The organism is Pedobacter jeongneungensis (genome assembly GCF_039538295.1).
Classification (GTDB): Bacteria; Bacteroidota; Bacteroidia; order Sphingobacteriales; family Sphingobacteriaceae; genus Pedobacter; species Pedobacter jeongneungensis.
In genome coordinates, this window is sequence record NZ_BAABBY010000006.1 from 203,236 (window position 1) to 224,858 (window position 21,623).

General features: G+C 37.7%; 22 protein-coding genes. 8 read left to right on the forward strand and 14 right to left on the reverse strand.

All coding sequences use genetic code 11. The features are described 5' to 3' along the window. Window positions 1–9: 9 nt before the first annotated feature. The 3 genes from ABD769_RS13185 to ABD769_RS13195 are packed head-to-tail and all read right to left on the reverse strand — an operon-like array spanning window position 10 to window position 4,224. Window positions 10–390: an SRPBCC domain-containing protein gene (locus ABD769_RS13185; protein ID WP_344851886.1), complete on the reverse strand. Its 381-nt coding sequence runs from the start codon at window positions 388–390 to the stop codon at window positions 10–12. Then, window positions 377–3,031: a DUF3857 domain-containing protein gene (locus ABD769_RS13190; RefSeq protein WP_344851887.1), complete on the reverse strand. Its 2,655-nt coding sequence runs from the start codon at window positions 3,029–3,031 to the stop codon at window positions 377–379. The genes ABD769_RS13185 and ABD769_RS13190 overlap by 14 nt, the downstream gene beginning before the upstream one ends. A 2-nt stretch (window positions 3,032–3,033) precedes the next feature. Then, window positions 3,034–4,224, reverse strand: coding sequence for an acyl-CoA dehydrogenase family protein (locus tag ABD769_RS13195; RefSeq protein ID WP_344851888.1), 1,191 nt, complete (start codon window positions 4,222–4,224; stop codon window positions 3,034–3,036). Window positions 4,225–4,337: 113 nt separating this feature from the next. On the opposite strand from ABD769_RS13195, the gene ABD769_RS13200 reads away from it, so the two are divergent. Continuing rightward, on the forward strand, window positions 4,338–4,706 hold the full coding sequence (locus ABD769_RS13200) for a dihydroneopterin aldolase (RefSeq protein WP_344851889.1): 369 nt from the start codon (window positions 4,338–4,340) through the stop codon (window positions 4,704–4,706). 1 nt (window position 4,707) lies between these two features. After that, entirely contained in the window at window positions 4,708–6,111 is a 1,404-nt protein-coding gene (locus ABD769_RS13205; RefSeq protein ID WP_344851890.1) for an FAD-binding oxidoreductase, read from the forward strand. A gap of 87 nt (window positions 6,112–6,198) precedes the next feature. Here ABD769_RS13205 and ABD769_RS13210 read toward each other — a convergent pair whose 3' ends face one another. Next, a complete protein-coding gene (locus tag ABD769_RS13210) occupies window positions 6,199–6,687 on the reverse strand; it encodes an acyl-CoA thioesterase (RefSeq protein ID WP_344851891.1) in 489 nt (162 codons plus the stop codon). A gap of 76 nt (window positions 6,688–6,763) precedes the next feature. On the opposite strand from ABD769_RS13210, the gene ABD769_RS13215 reads away from it, so the two are divergent. Continuing rightward, window positions 6,764–7,198 carry an Hsp20/alpha crystallin family protein gene (locus ABD769_RS13215; protein ID WP_344851892.1) on the forward strand — a complete coding sequence of 145 codons (435 nt, stop codon included), beginning with the start codon at window positions 6,764–6,766 and terminating at the stop codon, window positions 7,196–7,198. A gap of 383 nt (window positions 7,199–7,581) precedes the next feature. After that, on the forward strand, window positions 7,582–8,898 hold the full coding sequence (locus tag ABD769_RS13220) for a nicotinamide mononucleotide adenylyltransferase (protein WP_344851893.1): 1,317 nt from the start codon (window positions 7,582–7,584) through the stop codon (window positions 8,896–8,898). A 194-nt stretch (window positions 8,899–9,092) separates the two neighbouring features. Here the strand turns inward: ABD769_RS13220 and ABD769_RS13225 are convergent, their stop codons facing one another. The 9 genes from ABD769_RS13225 to ABD769_RS13265 form a co-directional block, all read right to left on the reverse strand. Beyond that, on the reverse strand, window positions 9,093–9,374 hold the full coding sequence (locus tag ABD769_RS13225) for a Txe/YoeB family addiction module toxin (protein WP_344851894.1): 282 nt from the start codon (window positions 9,372–9,374) through the stop codon (window positions 9,093–9,095). Further along, window positions 9,356–9,565, reverse strand: coding sequence for a DUF2683 family protein (locus ABD769_RS13230; RefSeq protein WP_344851895.1), 210 nt, complete (start codon window positions 9,563–9,565; stop codon window positions 9,356–9,358). The genes ABD769_RS13225 and ABD769_RS13230 overlap by 19 nt, the downstream gene beginning before the upstream one ends. A gap of 30 nt (window positions 9,566–9,595) precedes the next feature. Further along, window positions 9,596–10,294, reverse strand: coding sequence for a LytR/AlgR family response regulator transcription factor (locus ABD769_RS13235; protein ID WP_344851896.1), 699 nt, complete (start codon window positions 10,292–10,294; stop codon window positions 9,596–9,598). After that, window positions 10,291–11,334, reverse strand: a complete 1,044-nt coding sequence (locus tag ABD769_RS13240) for a sensor histidine kinase (protein WP_344851897.1) — start codon at window positions 11,332–11,334, stop codon at window positions 10,291–10,293. Before ABD769_RS13240 ends, ABD769_RS13235 begins: the two co-directional genes overlap by 4 nt. Window positions 11,335–11,478: 144 nt before the next feature. Next, complete coding sequence (locus tag ABD769_RS13245) at window positions 11,479–12,702, reverse strand: ABC transporter permease (RefSeq protein ID WP_344851898.1); 1,224 nt, start codon at window positions 12,700–12,702, stop codon at window positions 11,479–11,481. A gap of 12 nt (window positions 12,703–12,714) precedes the next feature. Beyond that, on the reverse strand, window positions 12,715–13,461 hold the full coding sequence (locus tag ABD769_RS13250) for an ABC transporter ATP-binding protein (protein WP_344851899.1): 747 nt from the start codon (window positions 13,459–13,461) through the stop codon (window positions 12,715–12,717). Next, a complete protein-coding gene (locus ABD769_RS13255; RefSeq protein ID WP_344851900.1) occupies window positions 13,461–14,654 on the reverse strand; it encodes an efflux RND transporter periplasmic adaptor subunit in 1,194 nt (397 codons plus the stop codon). Before ABD769_RS13255 ends, ABD769_RS13250 begins: the two co-directional genes overlap by 1 nt. 45 nt (window positions 14,655–14,699) lie before the next feature. Continuing rightward, window positions 14,700–15,995, reverse strand: coding sequence for a TolC family protein (locus ABD769_RS13260; RefSeq protein ID WP_344851901.1), 1,296 nt, complete (start codon window positions 15,993–15,995; stop codon window positions 14,700–14,702). A gap of 304 nt (window positions 15,996–16,299) precedes the next feature. Then, the gene (locus ABD769_RS13265) at window positions 16,300–17,526 is read right to left on the reverse strand and encodes a multidrug effflux MFS transporter (protein ID WP_344851902.1); all 1,227 of its coding nucleotides are present in this window, start codon (window positions 17,524–17,526) and stop codon (window positions 16,300–16,302) included. A 202-nt stretch (window positions 17,527–17,728) separates the two neighbouring features. Here ABD769_RS13265 and ABD769_RS13270 point away from each other — a divergent pair, with 202 nt between their 5' ends. The 4 genes from ABD769_RS13270 (at window position 17,729) to ABD769_RS13285 (ending at window position 20,205) form a co-directional block, all read left to right on the forward strand. Further along, on the forward strand, window positions 17,729–18,499 hold the full coding sequence (locus tag ABD769_RS13270) for a queuosine precursor transporter (RefSeq protein ID WP_344851903.1): 771 nt from the start codon (window positions 17,729–17,731) through the stop codon (window positions 18,497–18,499). Window positions 18,500–18,523: 24 nt separating this feature from the next. Next, entirely contained in the window at window positions 18,524–18,973 is a 450-nt protein-coding gene (locus tag ABD769_RS13275) for a hypothetical protein (protein ID WP_344851904.1), read from the forward strand. Between the two features lie 86 nt (window positions 18,974–19,059). Then, window positions 19,060–19,857, forward strand: coding sequence for a type II toxin-antitoxin system antitoxin SocA domain-containing protein (locus ABD769_RS13280; RefSeq protein WP_344851905.1), 798 nt, complete (start codon window positions 19,060–19,062; stop codon window positions 19,855–19,857). A gap of 51 nt (window positions 19,858–19,908) precedes the next feature. Next, window positions 19,909–20,205 (forward strand): hypothetical protein, encoded by a 297-nt coding sequence (locus ABD769_RS13285; RefSeq protein ID WP_344851906.1) that lies wholly within the window; start codon window positions 19,909–19,911, stop codon window positions 20,203–20,205. Between the two features lie 76 nt (window positions 20,206–20,281). On the opposite strand, the gene ABD769_RS13290 is transcribed toward ABD769_RS13285, so the two are convergent. Next, entirely contained in the window at window positions 20,282–21,526 is a 1,245-nt protein-coding gene (locus tag ABD769_RS13290; protein WP_344851907.1) for a homoserine dehydrogenase, read from the reverse strand. Window positions 21,527–21,623 lie beyond the last annotated feature (97 nt).

The following is a 21,623-nucleotide window of genomic DNA, read 5'->3' on the forward strand; positions in this document are numbered from 1 at the left end:
GGTTTTTGTTTATTCATCAAAAAAATCAACAAGTCCACCCAGGAAATATTCCTGGATACCCTCGGTAAAATCTTCATAATCTTCGTCCGGGATATTCGTTTGTCTGAATTCCAGCGATGTTCCTTTTTTATCTTCGTGCAATTTGATCGTTACGATAGAAGGTTCGTTTTCATCTCCGAAATACCATTGCTGCACAATCTGTTTACCGTAAGTAAATTCGATGTTTTTACCCGTAATATCGCCATCCCAGAAAGAAAACTCGGTTCCGGGTACTTCCTCAAACTCCACTTCAGCACCTGTCCACAGTTTTATGCTGATATCTTTGGTCAGTGCTAAATAAACTTCTTCAGGAGGGGCAGGTATGTAGGTATATTTTTTAAAGTCTTTCATTTTCTTCTGTATCTATTGTTTCTTGCTCTTTAATAATATTTTCTTTTTGTTCGAGATTATTAATCCTGAAGTTTTCATTTAAATCTTGAACCACGGCTTTTCTCCATTCAGAATCGGGATAAGAAAACACAAAGGTTTGCTTAACACGCTCCGATTTCAAGAGATAGGTGATCCAGATGGCCGCAAAAATACCAATTCTTAATACAGAATAAAATTCTGAAGCTCCCAAAACTTCGTTATTTACCAACTTATTGATATAGATACTGGCTACGGTATCTAATAAAGTAACCAAAAATGAAAAAATAAGGAAAACAATGTAATATTTCGGAAAAAGATCTCTTCTCTTGTAAAAAGATATTAATATAAAAATGCTAAAAACAAATAAGATTACATTAAATACAACGGTAAATATTACACTGAGGTTAAGTAAAAGTGAGTGTGTATTTAACTGGATACCTTGCCATACCTTATCGGTATATATGCCCTGCTTTAATGCATTAACCAAAATAATAACTGGGTTTAATGTTATCCCAATGCCTGGTAGGGCCAGCCAGCCCCCTAATCTCCATGCATTTTTAACAGCTTCGAGATTAAAAGCAGTTTTTCTGGTGTAAAGGTAAAAAGCAATAAATACAGAGAGTAAAAACACCAGAAATGCAATGCTAAGCAATTTAAAATTTAACCCGTCATTTTCAACAGGTCCCGTTCCATTCCAATAAATGCCATAAGATAACGTATTAAGTATTTCTTTACTGTCTTTTATATAATCATTTATGCTATTTGGCTGTAAAACAGAAGTGAAATTTTGATAATAATAAGTTAGCGTTAATGTATTGGATTTTGCCTTTGCACTATACAAAAACCGGTAATTATCATTGTCAATATTTATATTTTCATTCTTGAAATCCCAAACCTCTGGCAAAATAATCCTTACTTCCTGCTCAATAGTACAAGGGAATTTTAAGGAGAGCGGGGCATTCCTGAATTTCTTGATCGATATGATCTGGTCGTTAATTAAATCCCCATAAAAATAAGCCAAACGTTTTGATTGATCAGTTTCACTGCGTGTCCACAAACTGTCTATTTCATAATGCTCCGTAACGGTAATTATATTTTCAGTTTCATTATCCTGAATCTCGATCGGTTCTTTTATGGTTAAACCAGGATAAAGATTTGAATAATACTTTACATAAGATTTTTCGATATTATCAGCTCCGTCGGTATTTAAATTCTCTCTGAAATTGTCGGCATAATTGTTTGAATAATAACTGGTTATGCGAAGTGTTGATTTGCTTGTATTAGCGGTATCCCCCACATTAAAAACCACTAAAGATTTTAATTTACCGAGGTTTTGCTGGGTAGTTTCCGTTAATTCTTTATTTCCATTTTTTATCACCAAAACTTTTGCCGTGTACGGAAAATAGTTGTTAAAAACCGAGCCTCGCTGATTGGCAACCGTTGGATCGATGTAAATTTTTCGATCATCAAGTTCTACAACCACCGTTTCATGATTGAAGATACTCGGACTTGGCAATAATGAAGCGGTTTCTTTTTTAAGGTAAGTGCTAAGAAATACCGAATAAGCATTGATGCCATTGGCGTTTAATAAATTGCATAATAGGGTAGATTTGTCTTTGCAATCTCCATAACGTTGCTTTAATATCTTTTCAGGACTGTTTGGACGGTGTGAATACTCACCAATCTCAATGCCCATATACCTTATTTCATCCTGAACAAATCTGGTTGCCAATTCGAGGTATTTTTCCTTATTTCCCCTGGCTTTTAGTTTTAGTTCTGCTACTTTTTCATTTATAATGGCCGAATTTTTTGAGTTATACTGTTGTAAACTTAATCCCCAATCTACAATTTCCTGCCAGTTATTATATTCTGATACCTGAACCCTGGCAAACGGATCATAATCAGAAGGCTCAAAATCATTGGCAGGATAGGTTTTTGTCATCGAATTTTGCCACTCAAAAACATTTAACCCATTTACAACAGATTTTTTTAAGGCAGGCACATCATTAAAATTCTTTGTCTGGATGTTTCTGCCAGGTTTAAAAATGAGGTTGTTGTAAACATTAACAATCTGGCTATTGCCCTCGAAATAAATGGTGTTCGAGTACTTTGGAAACACAGGATTACTTCCCTTGATTGTGTAGGCATATTCAATCCGGTCGCCCTTTCTAATGTCATCCAATATTAGGTAAGCCGTATATAAGCCGCTGTAGATAAAACGTGATAATTCTTTCTCGTTTTGCAGAATTTTGAAATTCTGCAAACTGAGTTTATCCATTGGCTTGTTATCGCGCCAGATCGTCAATTTATGAAATACTAATTTTTCGTAACTTGGATCATAAGAAACAGATATTTCAGAACCATTTTGAACACCAGTACCATTACTGATTTCTCTGATGATATGCGAATACTGTTCTTTGGTTTCAATATTATTCTGTTTCTCAAAAAGAAAAAGATAATACCCATCCTGAATATTTTTGTAGGCTGGTTTGCTGTTTACCACGTTTACTTTTTGTAACCAGCCGGGCAGTTGCGGGTTAATGGCAACCTTTCCTTTTTGTGCAATAGCCAGACTGACCATTGCTAAAATAAAACAAACTGAGAGCGTAATTTTTTTGATCATATCTATTTAAAAGCGTTTAATCCTGTTACGTCCATTCCCGTAATTAGTAAATGGATGTCGTGTGTACCCTCGTAGGTTACTACCGATTCGAGGTTCATCATGTGGCGCATAATCGAATATTCGCCGGTAATTCCCATTCCACCAAGCATCTGGCGGGCATTCCGGGCAATATCCAGTGCAATTTCTACACTGTTTCTTTTGGCCATCGAGATCTGCTCGGCCGAAGCCCTGTTTTCACTTTTCAGTACACCCAAACGCCAAACCAAAAGCTGACCTTTGGTAATTTCGGTCACCATTTCTGCAAGTTTTTTTTGCTGTAACTGGAATCCGCCAATGGGTTTTCCAAATTGTACACGTTCTTTAGAATAGCGTAAAGCAGTATCGTAGCAATCCATTGCGGCGCCCAAAGCGCCCCAGGCAATGCCATAACGCGCCTGGTTTAAACAACCCAACGGGCCTTTTAATCCGCTTATTTCAGGGAAAATATTTTCTTTTGGCACTTTAACGTTATCAAAAACCAGCTCGCCTGTTGCCGAAGCACGTAAACTCCATTTATTATGTGTTTCTGGCGTCGAAAATCCTTCCATGCCACGTTCTACCACCATCCCCCTGATTTTTCCTGATTCATCTTTCGCCCAAACCACAGCAATATCTGCAAATGGCGCATTGCTGATCCACATTTTGGCACCATTTAATATATAATGACTACCTGCGTCTTTAATATTAGTGACCATTCCGCCCGGATTAGAACCGTGATCAGGCTCTGTTAAGCCAAAACAACCCATCATTTCACCACTGGCGAGCTTAGGAAGGTACTTTTTGCGCTGCTCTTCTGTGCCATAAGCATAAATCGGGTACATGACCAGTGAGCCTTGCACAGAAGCGGTAGAACGGATGCCAGAATCACCCCGCTCAATTTCCTGCATTAAAATTCCATAAGCGGTATAATCTAAACCTGCACCACCATATTCAACCGGAATGGTTGGTCCGAAAGCACCGATATCAGCAAGGCCCTTTATTAAATGTTTTGGAAATTCTGCTTTTTGAGCATAATCTTCAATTATGGGGCTCACTTCTTTTTTTACCCAATCTCTGGCCGTTGCGCGGATTAATTTATGCTCATCGGTTAACAGTTCGTCTAATAAATAATAGTCTGGTGCCTCGTAAAAGTCCTTTTTTGCTGATTTACTCATGTAATTTCGTATTATCTGGTTAAGAAATCGCGTTCATTTCAAAGGTAACAATTTACGGCAAGGGGCATTATATTCGTGAATAAAAATTTAATTTTGCAGCTTACAGAACATACATGAGCCATTTCAAACAAACCGTAGCCTTAAAGGATGTAAAATGCTTTGCCCTGCATGGTTATTATCAGGAAGAGCAACTTATTGGAAATCATTTTGTTGTGGATTTGGAAACAGAATTTACACCACAGGGCTTTGATGATGAACTGGCTCAGACCGTCAACTATGAGGATCTGAATAATATCATTCTCCTGGAAATGAAGCATACCCAAAAGCTTTTAGAAACCGTTTTGAAAAATATTATTTCGAAAGTGATAGAGTTATATCCTTTTGTTGATACGGTTAACGTGAGCATGAAAAAATTAAATCCACCTATGCCTGGCCAAATCGGACACTCCTTTGTTAAACTATCTTACACATCAGCCAAATAAAATGAATTTTACCAAAATAAACCCTGAAATTTTAGCAGAAATTAAAGCAGCAATCGGCGCTGATAAAGTTTTTACTGATGCTGAAAGTTTAGATCAGTATAGTCACGACGAAACCGAAGATTTACGTTACCAGCCCGAAATTGTAGTGAAACCAACTTCTCCTGAGGAAGTTTCTGCATTGCTTAAAATCTGTAACGCAAATCATGTTCCGGTAACACCACGGGGTGGTGGTACAGGCTTAAGTGGTGCTGCTTTGCCCGTTTATGGTGGAGTTTCCCTATCGATGGAGAAGTTTAAATCCATCATCGATATCGATACCGAAAATTTACAGGCAACTGTTGAACCTGGTGTGATTACCGAAGAATTTATAAACGCTGTTGGAGAAAAAGGACTTTTGTATCCGGTTGATCCAAGCAGTAAAGGCTCTTGTTTTATTGGCGGTAACGTGGCACATGGCTCTGGTGGACCAAGGGTAGTAAAATACGGAACCATCCGCGAATATATCCTTAACCTGGAAGTGGTATTGCCCAATGGTGATATCATCTGGACAGGTGCGAATACTTTAAAATATGCCTCAGGTTATAATTTAACACAGTTGATGATTGGCTCGGAAGGTACTTTAGGCGTTGTTACCAAGATTGTGACCAAACTTTTGCCCAAGCCAAGCCAATCAGTTTTAATGATGGGTTCTTTCAGTACCAATGAAGATGCATGCGCAGCCGTTTCAGCTATTTTTAGGGCCGGGGTTACACCATCGGCGTTAGAATTTATGGAGCGAAAAGGAGTGGAGTGGGTAATTAAATTCGATGATATTAAATTTGATTTGAAAGATGATGTTGCTGCATTATTGATGATTGAGTTTGATGGTGATGATCTGGATGATATTTTTAAAAACTGCGAGAAAACCAACCTCGTTTTAGAAGCACACAATTGCACAGAAGTTTTATTTGCAGATACCGCTTCTCAAAAAGAAGAACTCTGGCGCATGCGCAGAACCATGGCTGAATCAGTAAAATCTAATTCAGTTTATAAAGAAGAAGATACCGTTGTGCCGCGTGCAGCCTTACCAAAACTAATTAATGGCATAAAAGAAATTGGCGCGAAATATGGTTTCGAAAGTGTTTGTTATGGTCATGCCGGCGATGGAAACCTGCATGTAAACATTATTAAAGCCGGAATGAGTGATGAAGACTGGAAAAACAAACTCAAATTCGGTATTGCCGAAATATTCGAATTAACTACAGCACTGGGCGGGACATTATCCGGCGAACATGGAATTGGCCTGGTGCAAAAGGAATTTATGCCGATTAAATATTCCGAAATTCACCTTAATTTAATGCGGGGCATTAAAAGCGTTTTCGATCCAAATGGGATATTAAACCCAGGGAAGATTATGCCTGATTAGTTTTATTCGTCACCCTGAACTTGTTTCAGGGTCTTAATAATAACTATCATATAAGATGCTGAAACAAGTTCAGCATGACGACTTTAGCTATTTTTCTAACTGTTCAAAACCCAGCATTTTTTGTTTCTCTTCTTCCGGGATAGCGGTGGGCTTTCCTGTGGCATAGTCAACCGCAATACAAACTGTTTTCCCCTTACTACAGATTACTTCTTCGTTACCCTTTATCTTTACAATCTGATAGTCGAGATCAAAACTGGTATTGCCAATCCTCGAGGTTTTTACGTGAATGGCGATTTTATCATTCATTACAATTGGTAAAATATAATCCAGCTCTGCGTGTGCTATCACGATTCCTGTTTTCTTCCAGTCCCATTTTACAATTTCTTCCCAGTACTTTGTTCTGGCAATTTCGAGGTAAGTAAAGTAAATAGAATTGTTTACATGCCCCATCATATCGAAATCAATAAAGCGCAAATGAATATTGGTTTTATAGTTGAATTTGTCTGAGAAAGCCTTAATGTCTGTCAATTTGTCTTTTAATTTTGATTTATTTTGCCAAAATGTCTTAAAAATCATAAATATTTGGTTTGGTATATAAGTTGAATATGATGAATTATCAATTTAAAAATTAAAAAAATAAAGAATAAGCGATATGACACTAGTAAATTTTAACAACAGAACCCGTAACACAGCTCCTTACTTTAACAATGTTTTTGATTCATTGTTTAGCGATGCAGTAACTAAAAACAAAATGGTTGATAAATCGCCAAACGTAAACATTTATGAAAATGAAACTGCTTATGTAATCGAACTGGCCGCTCCAGGGTTGAAAAAAGAAGATTTTCAGATCAATTTAAAAAAAGACACCCTTTCTGTTTGGGCAGAAGTTAAAAAAGACGAAACCCAGGTAGCTAAAGATTTTACACGGAAAGAATTTGATTACAGCTCATTTGCAAGATCATTTAATTTACCTGATAGTGCTGATGGTGATAACATTACTGCTGAATATAAAGACGGTATTTTATCAATTAACATTAGTAAAAAAGACGATGCTAAATTGCAACACAAAGAGATTATAGTATCTTAACAAAGATATTCTCATAAGAGGATTTTTCATAATAGTTTGGTTTAGATAGTGAAGCTTGCATCAGGCCGGGGTTGAGGTAGATGTTGTTGAAAAGCCGATGCAGGTTTCATAATCATTTAAGTTTAGGTTTTATAAGGTTAGTGCCGGATGGCATTAACCTTATTTTTTTACTTCCAAACCGTCATTTTGATCGTAGCGGAGAAATCTGCTGACTAGCATTAAAACATAGATCTCTCCCTGCCCGAAGCAGGCGGGCATTCCGCTGCGCTCCAGTCGAGAGGACGACTCAGTGGATATGACGGATAGGGAGGGGACAGTATTTAGATTGATTTTAAGTTACATTCTTAAAATCACGTTAATCTCATTTTTTGTACTTTTGCGGCATGGAGCGAGAAATTCTGGATACAAAGCGTAAAGCACTTAAAATAAACCTTGACCCGCGAATTTATGGCACTTTTGCCGAGATTGGAGCTGGTCAGGAAGTTTCACGGAACTTTTTTAATGCCGGCGCAGCATCCGGAACAGTGGCCAAAACCATGTCGGCTTACGATATGACTTTTAGCGATGCCATTTACGGAGCGGAAACCAACGGCCGTTATGTAAGTCAGAACAGGCTTTTGCAAATGCTCGATCATGAATTTGGTTTACTTAATGAGCGGTTATCAGGCGAAAAATACGAAAGCCGCACTTTTTTTGCCTTTGCTGATACCGTTACCACCCTAAATTATAAACGCACTAATGAGCCTCATGGCTGGGTTGGACTTCGTTTCCAGAGCGAACCGGGTGGCTCTCCAAACGAAATATTTTTTCACGTACGTTTGCTGGATACAGATGTAAACATGCAACAGCGTGTTTTGGGCATAATCGGTGTAAACCTACTTTATGCTGCTTTTTACCATTATCAGGATCCTAAACTAATGGTCGAATCATTAGCTGATAATTTAACCATCGGATCAGTAGAAATCGATTTGATTTCGGTTAAAGGGCCAGCCTTCCCTGAAGTGGATAATATCTTGCTTAATCTCTATATGATTATGAAAGATTTTTCTGCAGCGGCAATATTTGATTCAGATGCACATCCGCGTCAGGCTAAAGATCTTTTGTACAAGAAAGATATTATGATTTTAAGGACCAAATACGGTCAGAAATCTTTGCCTAACTTTAATTTATTCAATAAAGCTACTGATCAGTTTAAACGTACTAATAAGGTACAAGACGGAAACCTTGCGGTAATGATTGAGGTTTTGTTAACCAATGTTTTAACCGACGGACAAGAAACTCCTGATGATATTGATCTAGAAACGGTGGCTAAAAGAGCTCAGGAAATGTGCGATACAGGAAATATTGTGATTGTTTCTAATTTTACGCGGCATAACCGTTTGGCGAAATATCTGGCCAGGTGCAAGCCGAAAAGTGTTGGTTTGGCCACCAACATTAACAATTTGAAATTCGTATTCAATTCTAAAAACTTTACCGGCGAAAACTATTCAGGTCAGTTATTGAGCTATGTGAACGATATGTTTAATACCAATGTGCGGTTATTTGCGTATCCTTTCCTGGATAAACAAACCAATCAGGTGATTACTACTGCTAATATGCCTGTTACACCAGAGGCAAAACCTTTGTTCGATTTTCTTTTGATAAACGGATATATCACTGATATTAAGGATTATAGTGATGATGAGGTGAAAACGGTTTAAGAGGAGTGCAAAAGTTTAAGAAACAATTACTTTCACAATGACTTCATTCGAGCGAAGTGAAACGAAGTCGAGAACCACGTAAGTGCTCAGCAGAGCTAAATCTATCTCGAGCGTACTTTTGATTTAGATCTCTCCCTGCCCGATGCAGGCGGGTATTCCGCTGCGCTTCAGTCGAGATGACGTTTTTTTTTAGATTATTTATCACCGTAATGTCCAAGAGCAGAAATTATGGTAACGGTGACGATTTCGTCTTCAATTAGATAAATAAGCCTATCTTTTCTGTTAATCTGCCTGGACCAAAATCCGGATAAATCATATTTGAGTTTTTCTGGATTTCCTATTCCTGTTTCAGGATGTTCATAAAGCTCTTCAATAATTTGATTGACCTTTTTGATAGAACCTTTATCTCCTGATTTCTTAATGGCAAGTAAATTCTTTTGAGCTTTTTCTGATACAACTACTTTAAATTTTCCCATATTGATTTATTAGGATCTAAAGTGATGTAATTCCCTTTCTTAACATCAGACAGGCTCTTTTTTATTTTTGCCACAAATTCAGGATTGTAAGGACTTTCTTCTTCTTTCTGAAAAGAAATATCTAAAGCTTTTAAAACCGCTTCAATTGCAGCTTCTTGCTTTTTATTTTTAGGATGTGCGATTATAGTCATAGCAATTGTTGTATAATCAAAAATACGAAATTATTTAATCAACTTTTCAATTACTTGTTTGTAGCTTTCGCTTACCGGCAATTCCTTATCTGCTATAAATAATGCATTTTTCCGGATAGCAGTTACTTTGTTGATATTTATGATAAAGGATTTGTGGACCCGTTCAAAATATATGGGTAACTGATCTTCCACATTTTTCATGCTCATGCGCACTACTGCAGCTTTTGGGCTGGACGAAGTATGGATCTGGATATAATCCTTAAGTCCTTCTACATAAGTAATTTCACTAAAATTAATCTTCATCAAGCTATAGCCCACATTTACGAACATATAATCCTGTTTGGGCAGGTTAGTGTGTTCTGCAGATTGTTTAAGTTCGTAAAGATCTTTGGCTTTGTTGCAGGCTTTCATAAAACGATCGAGCGATACCGGTTTCATTAAATAATCCACCACATCAAGTGCAAAACCATCCAAAGCATATTGTTTATAGGCGGTTACGATAATCACCATTGGTTTTTTAACCAAACTCTGTATAAATTGCAATCCGGTAATGCCAGGCATCTGGATATCAATAAAAATAAGGTCTATTGATTGTTCCTGCATCATTTTATTAGCTGCAAAGGCATCATCACAACTGGCCACTAACTCTAAAAATGGAATGCGGCTAATGTTATCAGCCAGTAATTGCAGGGCTAAAGGCTCGTCGTCAATGGCTAAACATTTTATCATACCGTTAATTTTAAAGTGAGGTTTACATTAAACCAACCGTCCTTTTTATCTATTTTTAATTGGTGTTCTTTACCATACAGCAGGTTTAAGCGCCTGCTTACATTTGCAAGACCAATACCCGATGCCTCATCTTTTATTTCATTCTCATCTTCGTTAAACTTATTTCGAATAGTAAACGTTAAAAATTCATTTTCTGTTTTTAGATCAATAAATATCTGTGGGTTTTCAATCATCCCGACACCATGTTTAAAGGCATTTTCAATAAAAGGAATCAATAACATCGGTTCTATTTCATCAAACTCACTTTCAATATTAATGTTTGTTTCTATTGTTACTTTTCTTCCAAAACGTTGTTTTTGCAAATCGATGTAGGCCTGCAGGTATTCGGTTTCAGTTTTGATAGATACTTTTTCCTCGTCGGTTTCGTACAGCATATATTGCATCAAACCAGATAATTTCATTACTGTAGGTTCCAGTTCATTACTTTTTAGCCTCACCAGAGCCACAATGTTGTTCAGCACATTGAAAATAAAATGTGGACTGATCTGAGAACGTAAAAATGAAAGTTCGGTTTTCATGTTTTCCTGTTCGCGTTGTAAAGATCTTTTTTCTTCCCTGATCCGGTCGGAGATCATAGTAAAGGCAGTACTCGCAGCAATCGTTAATAAAAACGTGGGGGTATTAAACCAAAGTGTCCGTCCAAGATTGAAATCGAAATCGGGTAACAGGATTTTAAATAGGGTAGAATGAATCGAAATGGCCAGAAGTAAGCAACCTAAAAGTGATAATCCATATCCTGGATATTTTTTCTGATAGAAAAAGGATGGAATTAAAACTTTGTTATTGAGGTAAAATATGGCAATCCAATAAAAATAACTGATAAAATTTAACCTGAGGAACTGATTTTCTTCGTAATTGCTGAGGTGGTGTGGCGGACGGCTCCTGTTGGCATTAATAATATAGGGCAAAGTGATCAAAACCACCCATACCAGGATGTGCAGGGTAATTTTTATCCATTTTTTGGAGAAATTAATTGTCATTATTTTTTGTGTCGCGCTTTGCATCGCTAAGTTATTATTTTTTAAGGTGTTTTCATCGCTCTGAATTTATCAAAGACATGTATTAATTGCCTGAAGATCCCGGCCTGCGCCGGGATGACGGCAGGCTGGGATGAGGTGCTATTGTTACTCGTACCTTAATGCATCAATCGGATCAAGGTTAGATGCTTTTTTTGCCGGGTAATAGCCAAAGAAAACACCTGTAATGGCACATACAACAAAGGAAATAATGATTGATGATTCGGCTATCAAAATTGGCCAGTTTAAGAAGTAGGAGATAAGGTAAGCAGAACTTACACCTAAAATAACCCCGATAATTCCACCGGTAATGCTGATTAAAATGGCTTCTATTAAAAATTGCATTAAAACATCTTGTCCGCGGGCACCGATTGACATACGCAAACCGATTTCGCGGGTACGTTCAGTAACTGATACATACATAATATTCATAATGCCAATGCCACCAATAAACAGCGAAATGCCTGCAATAGCGGTTAAAAGAACAGTAAGCATACTACTGGTAGAACTAATGGTACTGATTAACTCGGCTTGTGTACGCACCTGGAAATCGTCTGTTTCGGCGGCAGTTAACCTGTGGCTTTCTCTTATGGCATCCGAAATTTCGGTAGTTGCAGCTGCACTCGAAGCTTCAGTTGTTGCCGAGGCATAAATACTTTGCAGGTAATTGGTTGCGGTAATCCTTTTTTGTACAGTGGTGAAAGGCGCGAGGATAATATCATCCTGATCCTGACCAAAATTACTTTGTCCTTTAGGTTCTAAAACACCAATGACCTGAAATGGAATATTTTTAAACCTGATAATTTGACCAATCGGATTGCTCCCGTCGGGAAATAAATTATCAATAACAGTTTTACCCAAAAGGCAAACCTTGGCAAAACTTTTTACATCATTTTCGGAAAAAAGAATGCCATCCTGAAGCTTTAACTGGCGGATATTTAAATAATCGGGACTAACTCCGGTAATGGTGGTTGGCCAGTTATAACCTCCTTTAATGGCCTGTCCGCTGGTGGAAACCACTGGCGATAAACCATTGATATTTTTGGATTGCAGCTTTTTAATCACGGTAATGTCTTCCAGTTTCAATGTTTGGATACTGCTTCCCTGCAAACGCACCCCCCCGGGCTCATTACTTTGAGGCATAATGGTAATCATGTTCGAACCCATGCCTGATAATGACGACCTGATGCTTTGTTTGGAGCCTTCGCCGATGGCCATCATGGCAATTACTGCTGCCACACCGATGATAATACCCAGCATGGTTAAAAAAGCACGTAGCTTATTCCTTTTTAATGCCCTAAAGGCAATTTTTAATAAATTTATAATGCTCATGATCTTTTTAAATTAATAATCATCAGATTCTGGCAAACTGGCAAGTGCCTCTTTGGCCGAACGTTGATTTTGGTTAATGCTGTCCTTTTGGATTTTTCCGTCGCGGAGCATGATGGTTCTGGTGCTAAAAGCGGCGATATCCGGTTCATGCGTTACAAAAACTATGGTTTTTCCTTCTGCATTCAGTTCCTGCATTAATGCCATAATCTCGTAAGAGGTACGGGTGTCTAAATTTCCCGTTGCCTCATCTGCCAAAATCATTACCGGGTGATTAACCAATGCCCGTGCAATGGCTACACGCTGCTGCTGACCGCCTGAAAGCTGGCTCGGGGTATGATCGAAACGCTCGGCCAGTTTAACAGATTCAAGCGATTTAATAGCCCTTTCTTTACGTTCTTCAGCAGTGATGGTTTTGTTATAGAATAAAGGTAGCTCTACGTTTTCCAGGGCCGATGTTCTTGGCAACAGGTTATAAGCCTGAAAAACAAATCCAATTTTGGTGTTCCGCAAACCTGCCAGTTCATCCCGGTTCAAGCTTTTAACATCAACACCATCAAGCAAATAACTGCCCTCTGTGGGTTTATCTAAGCAACCCAATATGTTTAAAAGCGTGGTTTTACCCGAGCCGCTGCTGCCCATAATGGTAACAAATTCACCAGCCTTGATATCAAAAGTAATCCCTTTCAAGACCCTAACGGTTTGATCGCCCATTACGAATTCACGTTTGAGGTCGTGGATGTCCAATATTTTCTGTTCCATTATTTCCTCCCGCTTCTATTTGGACGTTTAGGCATAAAAGGACTTGATTGCCCCTGAGTTGCTGCTGCATTTTTACCCATACTTTGTGAACCTGTAATTACGACATCTGCTACTGCTAATCCTGATAAAACTTCTACGTGGGTATTGTCATTTATACCGGTTTTAATTTTTTTCTGTACCAGTTCTTTCTGACTTTTTTGTACCCAAACGTAAGCTTCGTCAGCTCCGGCTGGCTTTCTATCTGGATTAACCCAGGTCATTTTATATTTACCCGCCAAAGTTGAGTCTGGTGCAAATTTTATGGCCTTGGTTGGGATAAGCAAAGCATTGTTCACCTCTTTGGTAAAGATGGTGATGTTAGCCGTCATGCCCGGTTTTAGCTTGTTTGCATCATTTGAAGTATTGATAATGGTTTTATAAGTAACCACGTTTGATGAAATGGACGGACTTAACCTGATCTCCTGGATGGTTCCTTTAAAAGTGTCGTTTAAAAAGGCATCAACGGTGAATGTTGCCCTTTCACCTTTTGAGATATCGCCTACATCGGCCTCATCTACAGAGGCTTCTACCTGCATCTTGGTTAAATCTTTTGCAATACTGAATATGGTTGGTGTACTAAAACTCGCTGCAACGGTTGTTCCTTCACTCACACTTCTCGAAAGCACGGTTCCATCAATCGGAGAATAAATACTGGCCAATGACAAGTTCTTTTGCGCCGAGGCCAATTGTGCTTTGATGCTGTTTACCGAAGCTTTTGAAGCATTATAAGTGTACAGTGCATTATCATAATCGGCTTTGCTAACCGCACCAACTTTATACAGATTGCTCTGGCGGCTAAAATTACCCTGCTGATAAACCAATGCACTTTGTGCACTCACTAAATTGGCCTGATATTGGTTTACTGTGGCTTCAAACAAAGTTTTATCCAGTTCGGCCAGCAGCTGTCCTTTTTTAACCTTTGAGTTAAAATCAGCATAAAGCGTTTTAATGGTTCCCGAAACCTGTGTACCCACAGCAACGGTATCTACCGGTTGTACTTTACCTGTGGCGGTAACATTTTCAGAAATATAACCCATTTTTGGCTTTTCGGTTTCGAGAACAACCACCTGTTCTTTTTTGCGTAGTGCGAAGTACCAAACCGCAAATAATGCAACTGCGATACCGATGATAATAAATATTGTTTTCTTTTTCATGATTCAAATATTAAATAGACTAGGCGGTAGCCATCATCATGTATTTTAATTGCTAATACTAACTCCGGTGTAAAAATTATAGATTTTGGTATAAAGGCTCGCGGTATATTTAGCCTGAACAAATGCCTGTAAAGCCTGCACATATAGGTTTTTCTGTTGAAGATTTTCTACAATATTGTTGGTGCCTTCTTTTAAAGCCGCGTTCGAAATCCTCAATGCCTCACTTGTATAATTAAATTGTTCCTTTGCGGCCGCATACTGGCTGTTTGCATTCTGAACGTTAATGTAAGCGCGTTCTACATTTTGAGTCAACGTGGTTTTAGCATCTAAAAGCGATAAACGTGCCTGCTCAATGCCAATATTTGCCTTTGCTACATTTGTTTTGGTCACTTTTCTATCAAAAATCGGAATAGATAGTGTTAAACCCAGGTTTTGATAAAAGCTGTTATTCAGCTGATAACCATAACTTCCAAGATTATTATTGCTGTAACCTGTATTAAGCGATCCACCTAAACTCAGCGTTGGACGTAAGGTTGATTTCGCCTTGGCCAATTCGGTTGTTTGCAGCTGAATATTTAATTCTCCACTTTTAATTTCCGGACGGGTACGCAATGCCAGATCTTGTGCCGAAGCCAGATTATCCAAAGCCGGAGCAACGGCAACGGTATCGGTTGCGCTTACTTCGAAAGGAGTAGTTGTTGGTAATTGCAATAATTGTTTTAAGGTTAAAATATTCTGCTGTAAGGTGTTTTGTGCGGTAACTAAAGTATATTTATCATTGGCATAAGTAGCCTGTAGCTGCAAAAGATCTTTTTTGGCGATGGTACCAAACTTATATTGCTGTTCTGATTGTTTAACCTGGGCTTCGCTGGTAATTAATAAATCTTTTAAATAGGTAATGTTCTCCCTGGCCAATAAAATATTGAGATAAGCCTGGGTGATGGAGATGGTAATGTCGTTTTTGGCGGCTTCTACTGATAGATTAGCGGTCTGCAAGCTGAGTTCTTTAGCTTTAATGTCGTTTTTTAAATAGCTGCCATTGTAAAGAGTCATATCCGAACTTAAACCAAAACCGCTGGTATTTTGCAAACCGGATTTATAATTGGTAATCGCTTGCGAAACATTTCCGGATAAATTTGGAAGTACGGCTGCTTTTGAAGCGATTAAATTCTGTTCAGCTGTTTGCGAACTCAGCTTTAAGGTATTAATACTGATGTTTTTCTCTTTAGCATACTCGATAGCCGTTTTTAAATCCCAAACTTGCGGAATCTCCTGTGCGCTGATTGCATAGGGCGCTACAAGCAAAATGAGTACGACAATATATTTGATGTATTTGCGCATGGCGAATAAATTTTGTGTCTATATAACTATTGAACACAAAAATATATCCGGTTAAGGGCTCATTTTAATAATTGAGACCAATGCGAAAAATGCTGCGACGAAAGGTTAAAACTTTGAGATGAGTTGAAAACAGGCTTTTACCAGGAAGTTAGACATTTCGTGTTTTTGGATAAAAAATAATACACCTGCCTTACATGTTCTCAGGTGACTAGGTAGTGAAAAATATAGGCTTATAATTATTGGGCGGTTGTTTGAACCAACTTAGTCACCTAGGCTCCCTTGAGAAAATAACTGACGTTTATTACTAATGTGCTGCAACAGCCGAATCAGCTGAAGCTTCGATTTCAGTAGTGATAAACCTTCTACCGATTAATAAACAAAATAAAGCGATAAATGCAGCGGCTGTCATAACCAAAGGCATAGGTACCACTGAATGTTCACTAAATAAACTAACCATTACTGAGGCCAATGCACCCAATCCCATTTGCAGGGCACCCATTAATGCAGATGCGCTACCTGCATTTTTGGTGAAAGGCGCAAGTGATAAAGCAGCAGCGTTTGGATTAATTAATCCTAAGCAGGCCAGAAATAATGCGATAAAACCAATGGTGGAATATAAGTTTAGCCAGTTATTTAATCCGAAAATTAAAAAGATCAGACTGAAAACACATTGTGCAATTAACGCCCAGGTTACAATTTTTTTGCTGGTAAACCATTTTAAAATGAGACTATTTACCTGACTGGAACCAATAAATGCTACCGATAACAGGGCGAAGATCCATCCGTAACCTGTTTTGCTCACTTCGTAAATCTTCATAAATACCTGCGGAGAGGAAGATACATAGGCAAATAAACCGGAAAAGGTAACCGAGCTGATTAACGCATAAGTATAAAACTGAGGTTCTTTTAAAACCGTATAAAAATTGGTTAAAATTGGCTTTGGCTTTAAAGAATAATTCGGATCGGGTTTATAACTTTCCGGTAATTTGAAGATAGAGGCCAATAACATTAAAATAGCCATTAAACCTAAAAATACGAATACATATTTCCAGCCCAATGCAGAAATTAGGTATCCGCCAGCTGTTGGGGCCAGCATTGGTGAAACGGCAATTACCAGCATTAAAGAAGCAAATACTTTCGGACTTTCTTCAACAGAGAACAAATCCCTAACCATCGCTACAGATGCTACGGCCGTGGCGCAACTCCCGATGGCCTGTACAAAACGCAATACGATTAACTGATTTACATCCGTTACAGCCAGACACAAAAATGAGGCGAAAATATAAAGGGCCAGGCCAAAGTATAATGGTTTTTTTCGGCCAAATTTATCCAGAAGCGGCCCGTATAATAACTGGCCGGCAGAAATCCCGATAAAAAAGCTCGATAGAGAGAGTGCTACAGTAGATTCGGTGCTCTTTAAATCCTTTGCAATATCCACAAAACCAGGTAGATACATGTCGATTGAAAAGGGGCCAAGTGCAGCCAGCGAACCCAAAATAAGGATCAGGAAAAAGTGTTGTTTTTTAGCCATGAAGTTTACCAGAATTTGATGGCGCAAAGATTGGGAGATTTAAGTTGTTAACCTATTTTTAGCGTCGAATGATTGTAAAAATCATCACTTTATGTTGAACTAATTTCGCAGCAGGGCACAAGCGTAATCTTTGTGTTATCAAAGCTAAAAATAGAAGCCTCATCACGCTAAAATCTGTGATTTATTTATAGATTTATACTCTATGACTTTTAAGACAAAAGAAAGCCGTTTACTACTCATTCTGGGTAGCTTTTTCGTGGCAAATGCCATACTATCCGAATTTATAGGTGTTAAATTATTTAGTGTAGAGGAAACACTGGGCATTAAAAAGTTCGATATCAACTTGTTGGGCGTTCCCAATCTGTCGTTTGTAATGTCGGCAGGCGTATTAACCTGGCCCATTATTTTTATCATGACTGATATAATAAATGAATATTTCGGTGTAAAACAGGTTCGTTTTTTATCTATTCTCACTTCCATTTTAATTGCATTTGCCTTTTTGGTGGTTTGGGGATCGATGCATTTAAGTGCGGCCGATTTTTGGGTGCATCAAAACATCAATGGCGAAGACCTCAATATGAATAATGCTTTTGCAGGGATTTTCGGTCAGGGGATGTGGATTATAGTAGGTTCCATTACCGCTTTCATCATCGGTCAGCTGGCAGACGTTTTAATTTTTCACCGGATTAAGAAAATCACCGGCGAACGCGCCTTATGGTTGCGTGCTACCGGATCAACACTGGTTTCTCAACTGATTGACAGTTTCGTGGTAATTTTTATTGCCTTTTATTTAAATCCGCAGTATCATTACAGCTGGAAAATGGTTGCTGCAATTGGCCTGGTTAACTATACCTATAAATTTGTAGTAGCGATTTTAATGACGCCGATTTTATATGTAGTACATACCATTATAGACGGATATTTAGGCAAAGATCTGGCCCACAAACTGATTAAAATGGCTGGCAGAGGGTAAAAATTTAACCAAATATGATAAATTATGAGATTAAACATTTTAATGCTTTTTGTTGTGCTTTCGTTATGGTCTTGTGCCAATAAAAACGAAAATAAAAAGGGACTGGATATTCAGGGTACCTGGCAATTGATTTCGGCCACCACTATTGATAAAGGAAAAAGTGAAACCACTGACTATTCAGGAAAGCTAAAAATGATTAAGATGTTTAACGATAGCCATTTCGCTTTCCTGAAGCATAGCCTTGATCCCAAAGATACCACCAGTTTTGACGCAGGTGGAGGAACGTTTATTTTAAAAGGAGAGGATTACACCGAGCACCTGGAATATTATAAAAACAAAAACTGGGAGGGAAAAACATTTGGTTTTAAATTAGCCGTCCATCAGGATACCCTGATACAAAAAGGAATTGAAAAGGTTGAAGCAGCAGGGGTGGACCGCGTAATTATAGAGAAATATATCAGGGTAAAACCTTAACTTTTATAAATTCTGAAGTTAAGATATTTTGTTTTAAAATCAATCATATTGTTGTTTGTTTTTAAAACATTCCCTATTTTTGTGTTATGGGAAATGAATTATCTAAAAAGGAAATAGGTGAGCGTATTGCCAATCTACGCTTAAAAAATGGCTTCTCTCAGGATGATCTTGCAAAAAGCATTGGCATTTCACGTCCATCACTAACCCAGATAGAGTTAGGTAACAGAAGTATAAGTTTTATAGAAATGCATAAACTATCAATGGTTATAGGCTTTTCTCTCGATGATTTTGCATCCGCCAATTTTTACCATAATCAACATTTAAAATTACCCAATCAACCGGAAGAAGCTATAATTGAAGAACGTATTTCTGTACCTACCTTAAATATAAATAAGTTTAAAAACGTGCTGCTTTATATTTTGGAACGTTGTTCTGGCAAACCCAATGTTGGCGAAACAGTGCTGAATAAATTATTATACTTTTCTGATTTTAATTATTACGAATTATACGAGGAGCATTTAACTGGTGCCAATTATAAAAAGCTTCCATATGGGCCTGTTCCGCAAAAATTAGATGCTGTCATTGAGCAGATGATTGATATGAAACAGGTCGAAATAATCAAAACCGATTACAGGGGCTTTCCTCAAAAACGCTTTGTGCCGTTAGAGAAAGCAGATTTAACCAAACTTAAAGCAAGCGAAAAAGATGTGATAGATAAAGTAATCGATCAGATGAGCGATTGGTCGGCCAATGCCATAAGCGATTATTCACACAAAGATTTACCCTGGGAAGTAACGGAAATTGGTAAGGATATCAGTTATGAACTGGCATTTTACAGAGAAGTACCTTATTCGGTTAGAGTTTACGATGAAGATGATAATTAGCCTATGCATTATGATTCGTTAACGGAATTTAACAGGGATTTAAAATTTCTCTTGAAAAAATACAGGACATTAAATGACGACCTTGAAATAGTAAAGGGGATTTTAAATACCCGACCAAATGAACAACCACCTTTCAGTTTCAATATCGATAATTTAGGCATAACAACTTGTGTCATTAAAATCAAAAAGATGGCTTGTAAATCATTGAAAGGAAAAGGAGTAAACTCAGGATTGAGATTGATCTATGCTTATTTTGCTGATGAAAAGAAAATCATATTTATTGAGCTTTATCATAAAAATGATAAGGCAAATGAAGATAGGGATAGAATTTTAGCACATTTTAAATAAAACGCAAAAGGTCAGAATCGCTCCGACCTTTATACTTAACAACAAAACAAATAAAAAAATTAACCCTAAAAATAAATTATAGGCTTGCCAGCTCTGCGGCAAAAACATTTTCACTCAATTGCTCTTGTTTATAAATCTGTCTTCCGGTATAAGCAACAAAAACAGATTGATCTAAAAGCAAATCGCGGTTTTTTATCAAACTTTCCAGTTTAACTGTTCCAACCACATATTTATAGCTGCTGGCCGAATAACGCTCGCTGATGTTATCAAATTCCAGTAACGTAATCAGATCTTCATCTGCGTAACGCAGGTAAACTTCTAAAAGAATTTCTTCAGTATGTTTTACCCCATTTTCTGAATGGTATTTTTTATACTCATAACGATAATCGTAACGTAGTGCTGCAATATCAGATAATACTGCTGCACCAGTAGGGTGGCCACCTGCACCTTTTCCATAGAAAAACTGTTTATCAGCAAAAGCTGCCTGTACGGCAACTGCATTGTATTCGTTTTCTACATTATAAAGAAAATCATCTTTAGCTACCAGTTTTGGCAATACATAAGTCACAATGTCTTTAGTATTTACCTTGCGTGCTGTTGGAACCAGCTTAATTTTGAAATTTTTCTCGCGGGCATATTTAATATCGTGCTGAGAAAGGTTCTGGATACCGATATTTAATATCGCATCAGGATTTACAAACAAACCGTAAGCATGTGCAGTAGCAATGGCCAGTTTATATTTCGGATCGTAACCTCCAACGTCCAAAATCGGGTCGGTTTCTGCAAAACCTAAATCCTGTGCCTCTTTTAACGCCGAATCGTAACTTTGGTTTTCGTTAAATATTTTCGACAGAATATAATTAGATGATCCGTTAAAAATACCGCTCAAGGCATGGAATAACTCATTGTCGTAATATTCCTCCAGATTACGGATAATCGGAATACTGCCACAAACCGCACCTTCGTATAACAGGGAGGTGCCATATTCCTGCTGTAAATCAACCAGTTCTTTTAAATGTGTAGCGATCATCTTTTTATTTGCTGATACCACATTTTTACCATTTTTTAAAGCAGTAGTTACAATTTCGTATGCCGCATCAGCATCATTGATCAATTCTACAATAGTATTGATCTCTGTATTATTCAATATTTCGTTACGATCAGTAGTAAACAGATCTTTATTTAAGGTACGTTTCTTCCTTGGATCTTTTATCGCGATTTTAATGATCTCCAGGTTCAGGTTCTGACTTTGGATAATGTCCAATAAGCCCTGTCCCACAACCCCGAAACCAAATAAACCGATTTTTAAATTCTTACTCATTGTTATAAAGTGATTATACAGATAAGGCGGATTATCCCCATATAGCTGTTCTTATTTTGTAATTTGTTTTAAATTTTGTGTTAACATCCGGTTACTC

Bases quoted from the DNA above. Each gene is read 5' to 3' on its own strand.
- ABD769_RS13185 (WP_344851886.1), bottom strand. From the start codon at position 390: ATGAAAGACTTTAAAAAATATACCTACATACCTGCCCCTCCTGAAGAA.
- ABD769_RS13190 (WP_344851887.1), bottom strand. From the start codon at position 3,031: ATGATCAAAAAAATTACGCTCTCAGTTTGTTTTATTTTAGCAATGGTC.
- ABD769_RS13230 (WP_344851895.1), bottom strand. From the start codon at position 9,565: ATGACTATAATCGCACATCCTAAAAATAAAAAGCAAGAAGCTGCAATT.
- ABD769_RS13200 (WP_344851889.1), top strand. From the start codon at position 4,338: ATGAGCCATTTCAAACAAACCGTAGCCTTAAAGGATGTAAAATGCTTT.
- ABD769_RS13245 (WP_344851898.1), bottom strand. From the start codon at position 12,702: ATGAGCATTATAAATTTATTAAAAATTGCCTTTAGGGCATTAAAAAGG.
- ABD769_RS13270 (WP_344851903.1), top strand. From the start codon at position 17,729: ATGACTTTTAAGACAAAAGAAAGCCGTTTACTACTCATTCTGGGTAGC.
- ABD769_RS13205 (WP_344851890.1), top strand. From the start codon at position 4,708: ATGAATTTTACCAAAATAAACCCTGAAATTTTAGCAGAAATTAAAGCA.
- ABD769_RS13195 (WP_344851888.1), bottom strand. From the start codon at position 4,224: ATGAGTAAATCAGCAAAAAAGGACTTTTACGAGGCACCAGACTATTAT.
- ABD769_RS13290 (WP_344851907.1), bottom strand. From the start codon at position 21,526: ATGAGTAAGAATTTAAAAATCGGTTTATTTGGTTTCGGGGTTGTGGGA.
- ABD769_RS13260 (WP_344851901.1), bottom strand. From the start codon at position 15,995: ATGCGCAAATACATCAAATATATTGTCGTACTCATTTTGCTTGTAGCG.
- ABD769_RS13210 (WP_344851891.1), bottom strand. From the start codon at position 6,687: ATGATTTTTAAGACATTTTGGCAAAATAAATCAAAATTAAAAGACAAA.
- ABD769_RS13280 (WP_344851905.1), top strand. From the start codon at position 19,060: ATGGGAAATGAATTATCTAAAAAGGAAATAGGTGAGCGTATTGCCAAT.
- ABD769_RS13235 (WP_344851896.1), bottom strand. From the start codon at position 10,294: ATGATAAAATGTTTAGCCATTGACGACGAGCCTTTAGCCCTGCAATTA.
- ABD769_RS13265 (WP_344851902.1), bottom strand. From the start codon at position 17,526: ATGGCTAAAAAACAACACTTTTTCCTGATCCTTATTTTGGGTTCGCTG.
- ABD769_RS13225 (WP_344851894.1), bottom strand. From the start codon at position 9,374: ATGGGAAAATTTAAAGTAGTTGTATCAGAAAAAGCTCAAAAGAATTTA.
- ABD769_RS13255 (WP_344851900.1), bottom strand. From the start codon at position 14,654: ATGAAAAAGAAAACAATATTTATTATCATCGGTATCGCAGTTGCATTA.
- ABD769_RS13220 (WP_344851893.1), top strand. From the start codon at position 7,582: ATGGAGCGAGAAATTCTGGATACAAAGCGTAAAGCACTTAAAATAAAC.
- ABD769_RS13275 (WP_344851904.1), top strand. From the start codon at position 18,524: ATGAGATTAAACATTTTAATGCTTTTTGTTGTGCTTTCGTTATGGTCT.
- ABD769_RS13250 (WP_344851899.1), bottom strand. From the start codon at position 13,461: ATGGAACAGAAAATATTGGACATCCACGACCTCAAACGTGAATTCGTA.
- ABD769_RS13215 (WP_344851892.1), top strand. From the start codon at position 6,764: ATGACACTAGTAAATTTTAACAACAGAACCCGTAACACAGCTCCTTAC.
- ABD769_RS13240 (WP_344851897.1), bottom strand. From the start codon at position 11,334: ATGACAATTAATTTCTCCAAAAAATGGATAAAAATTACCCTGCACATC.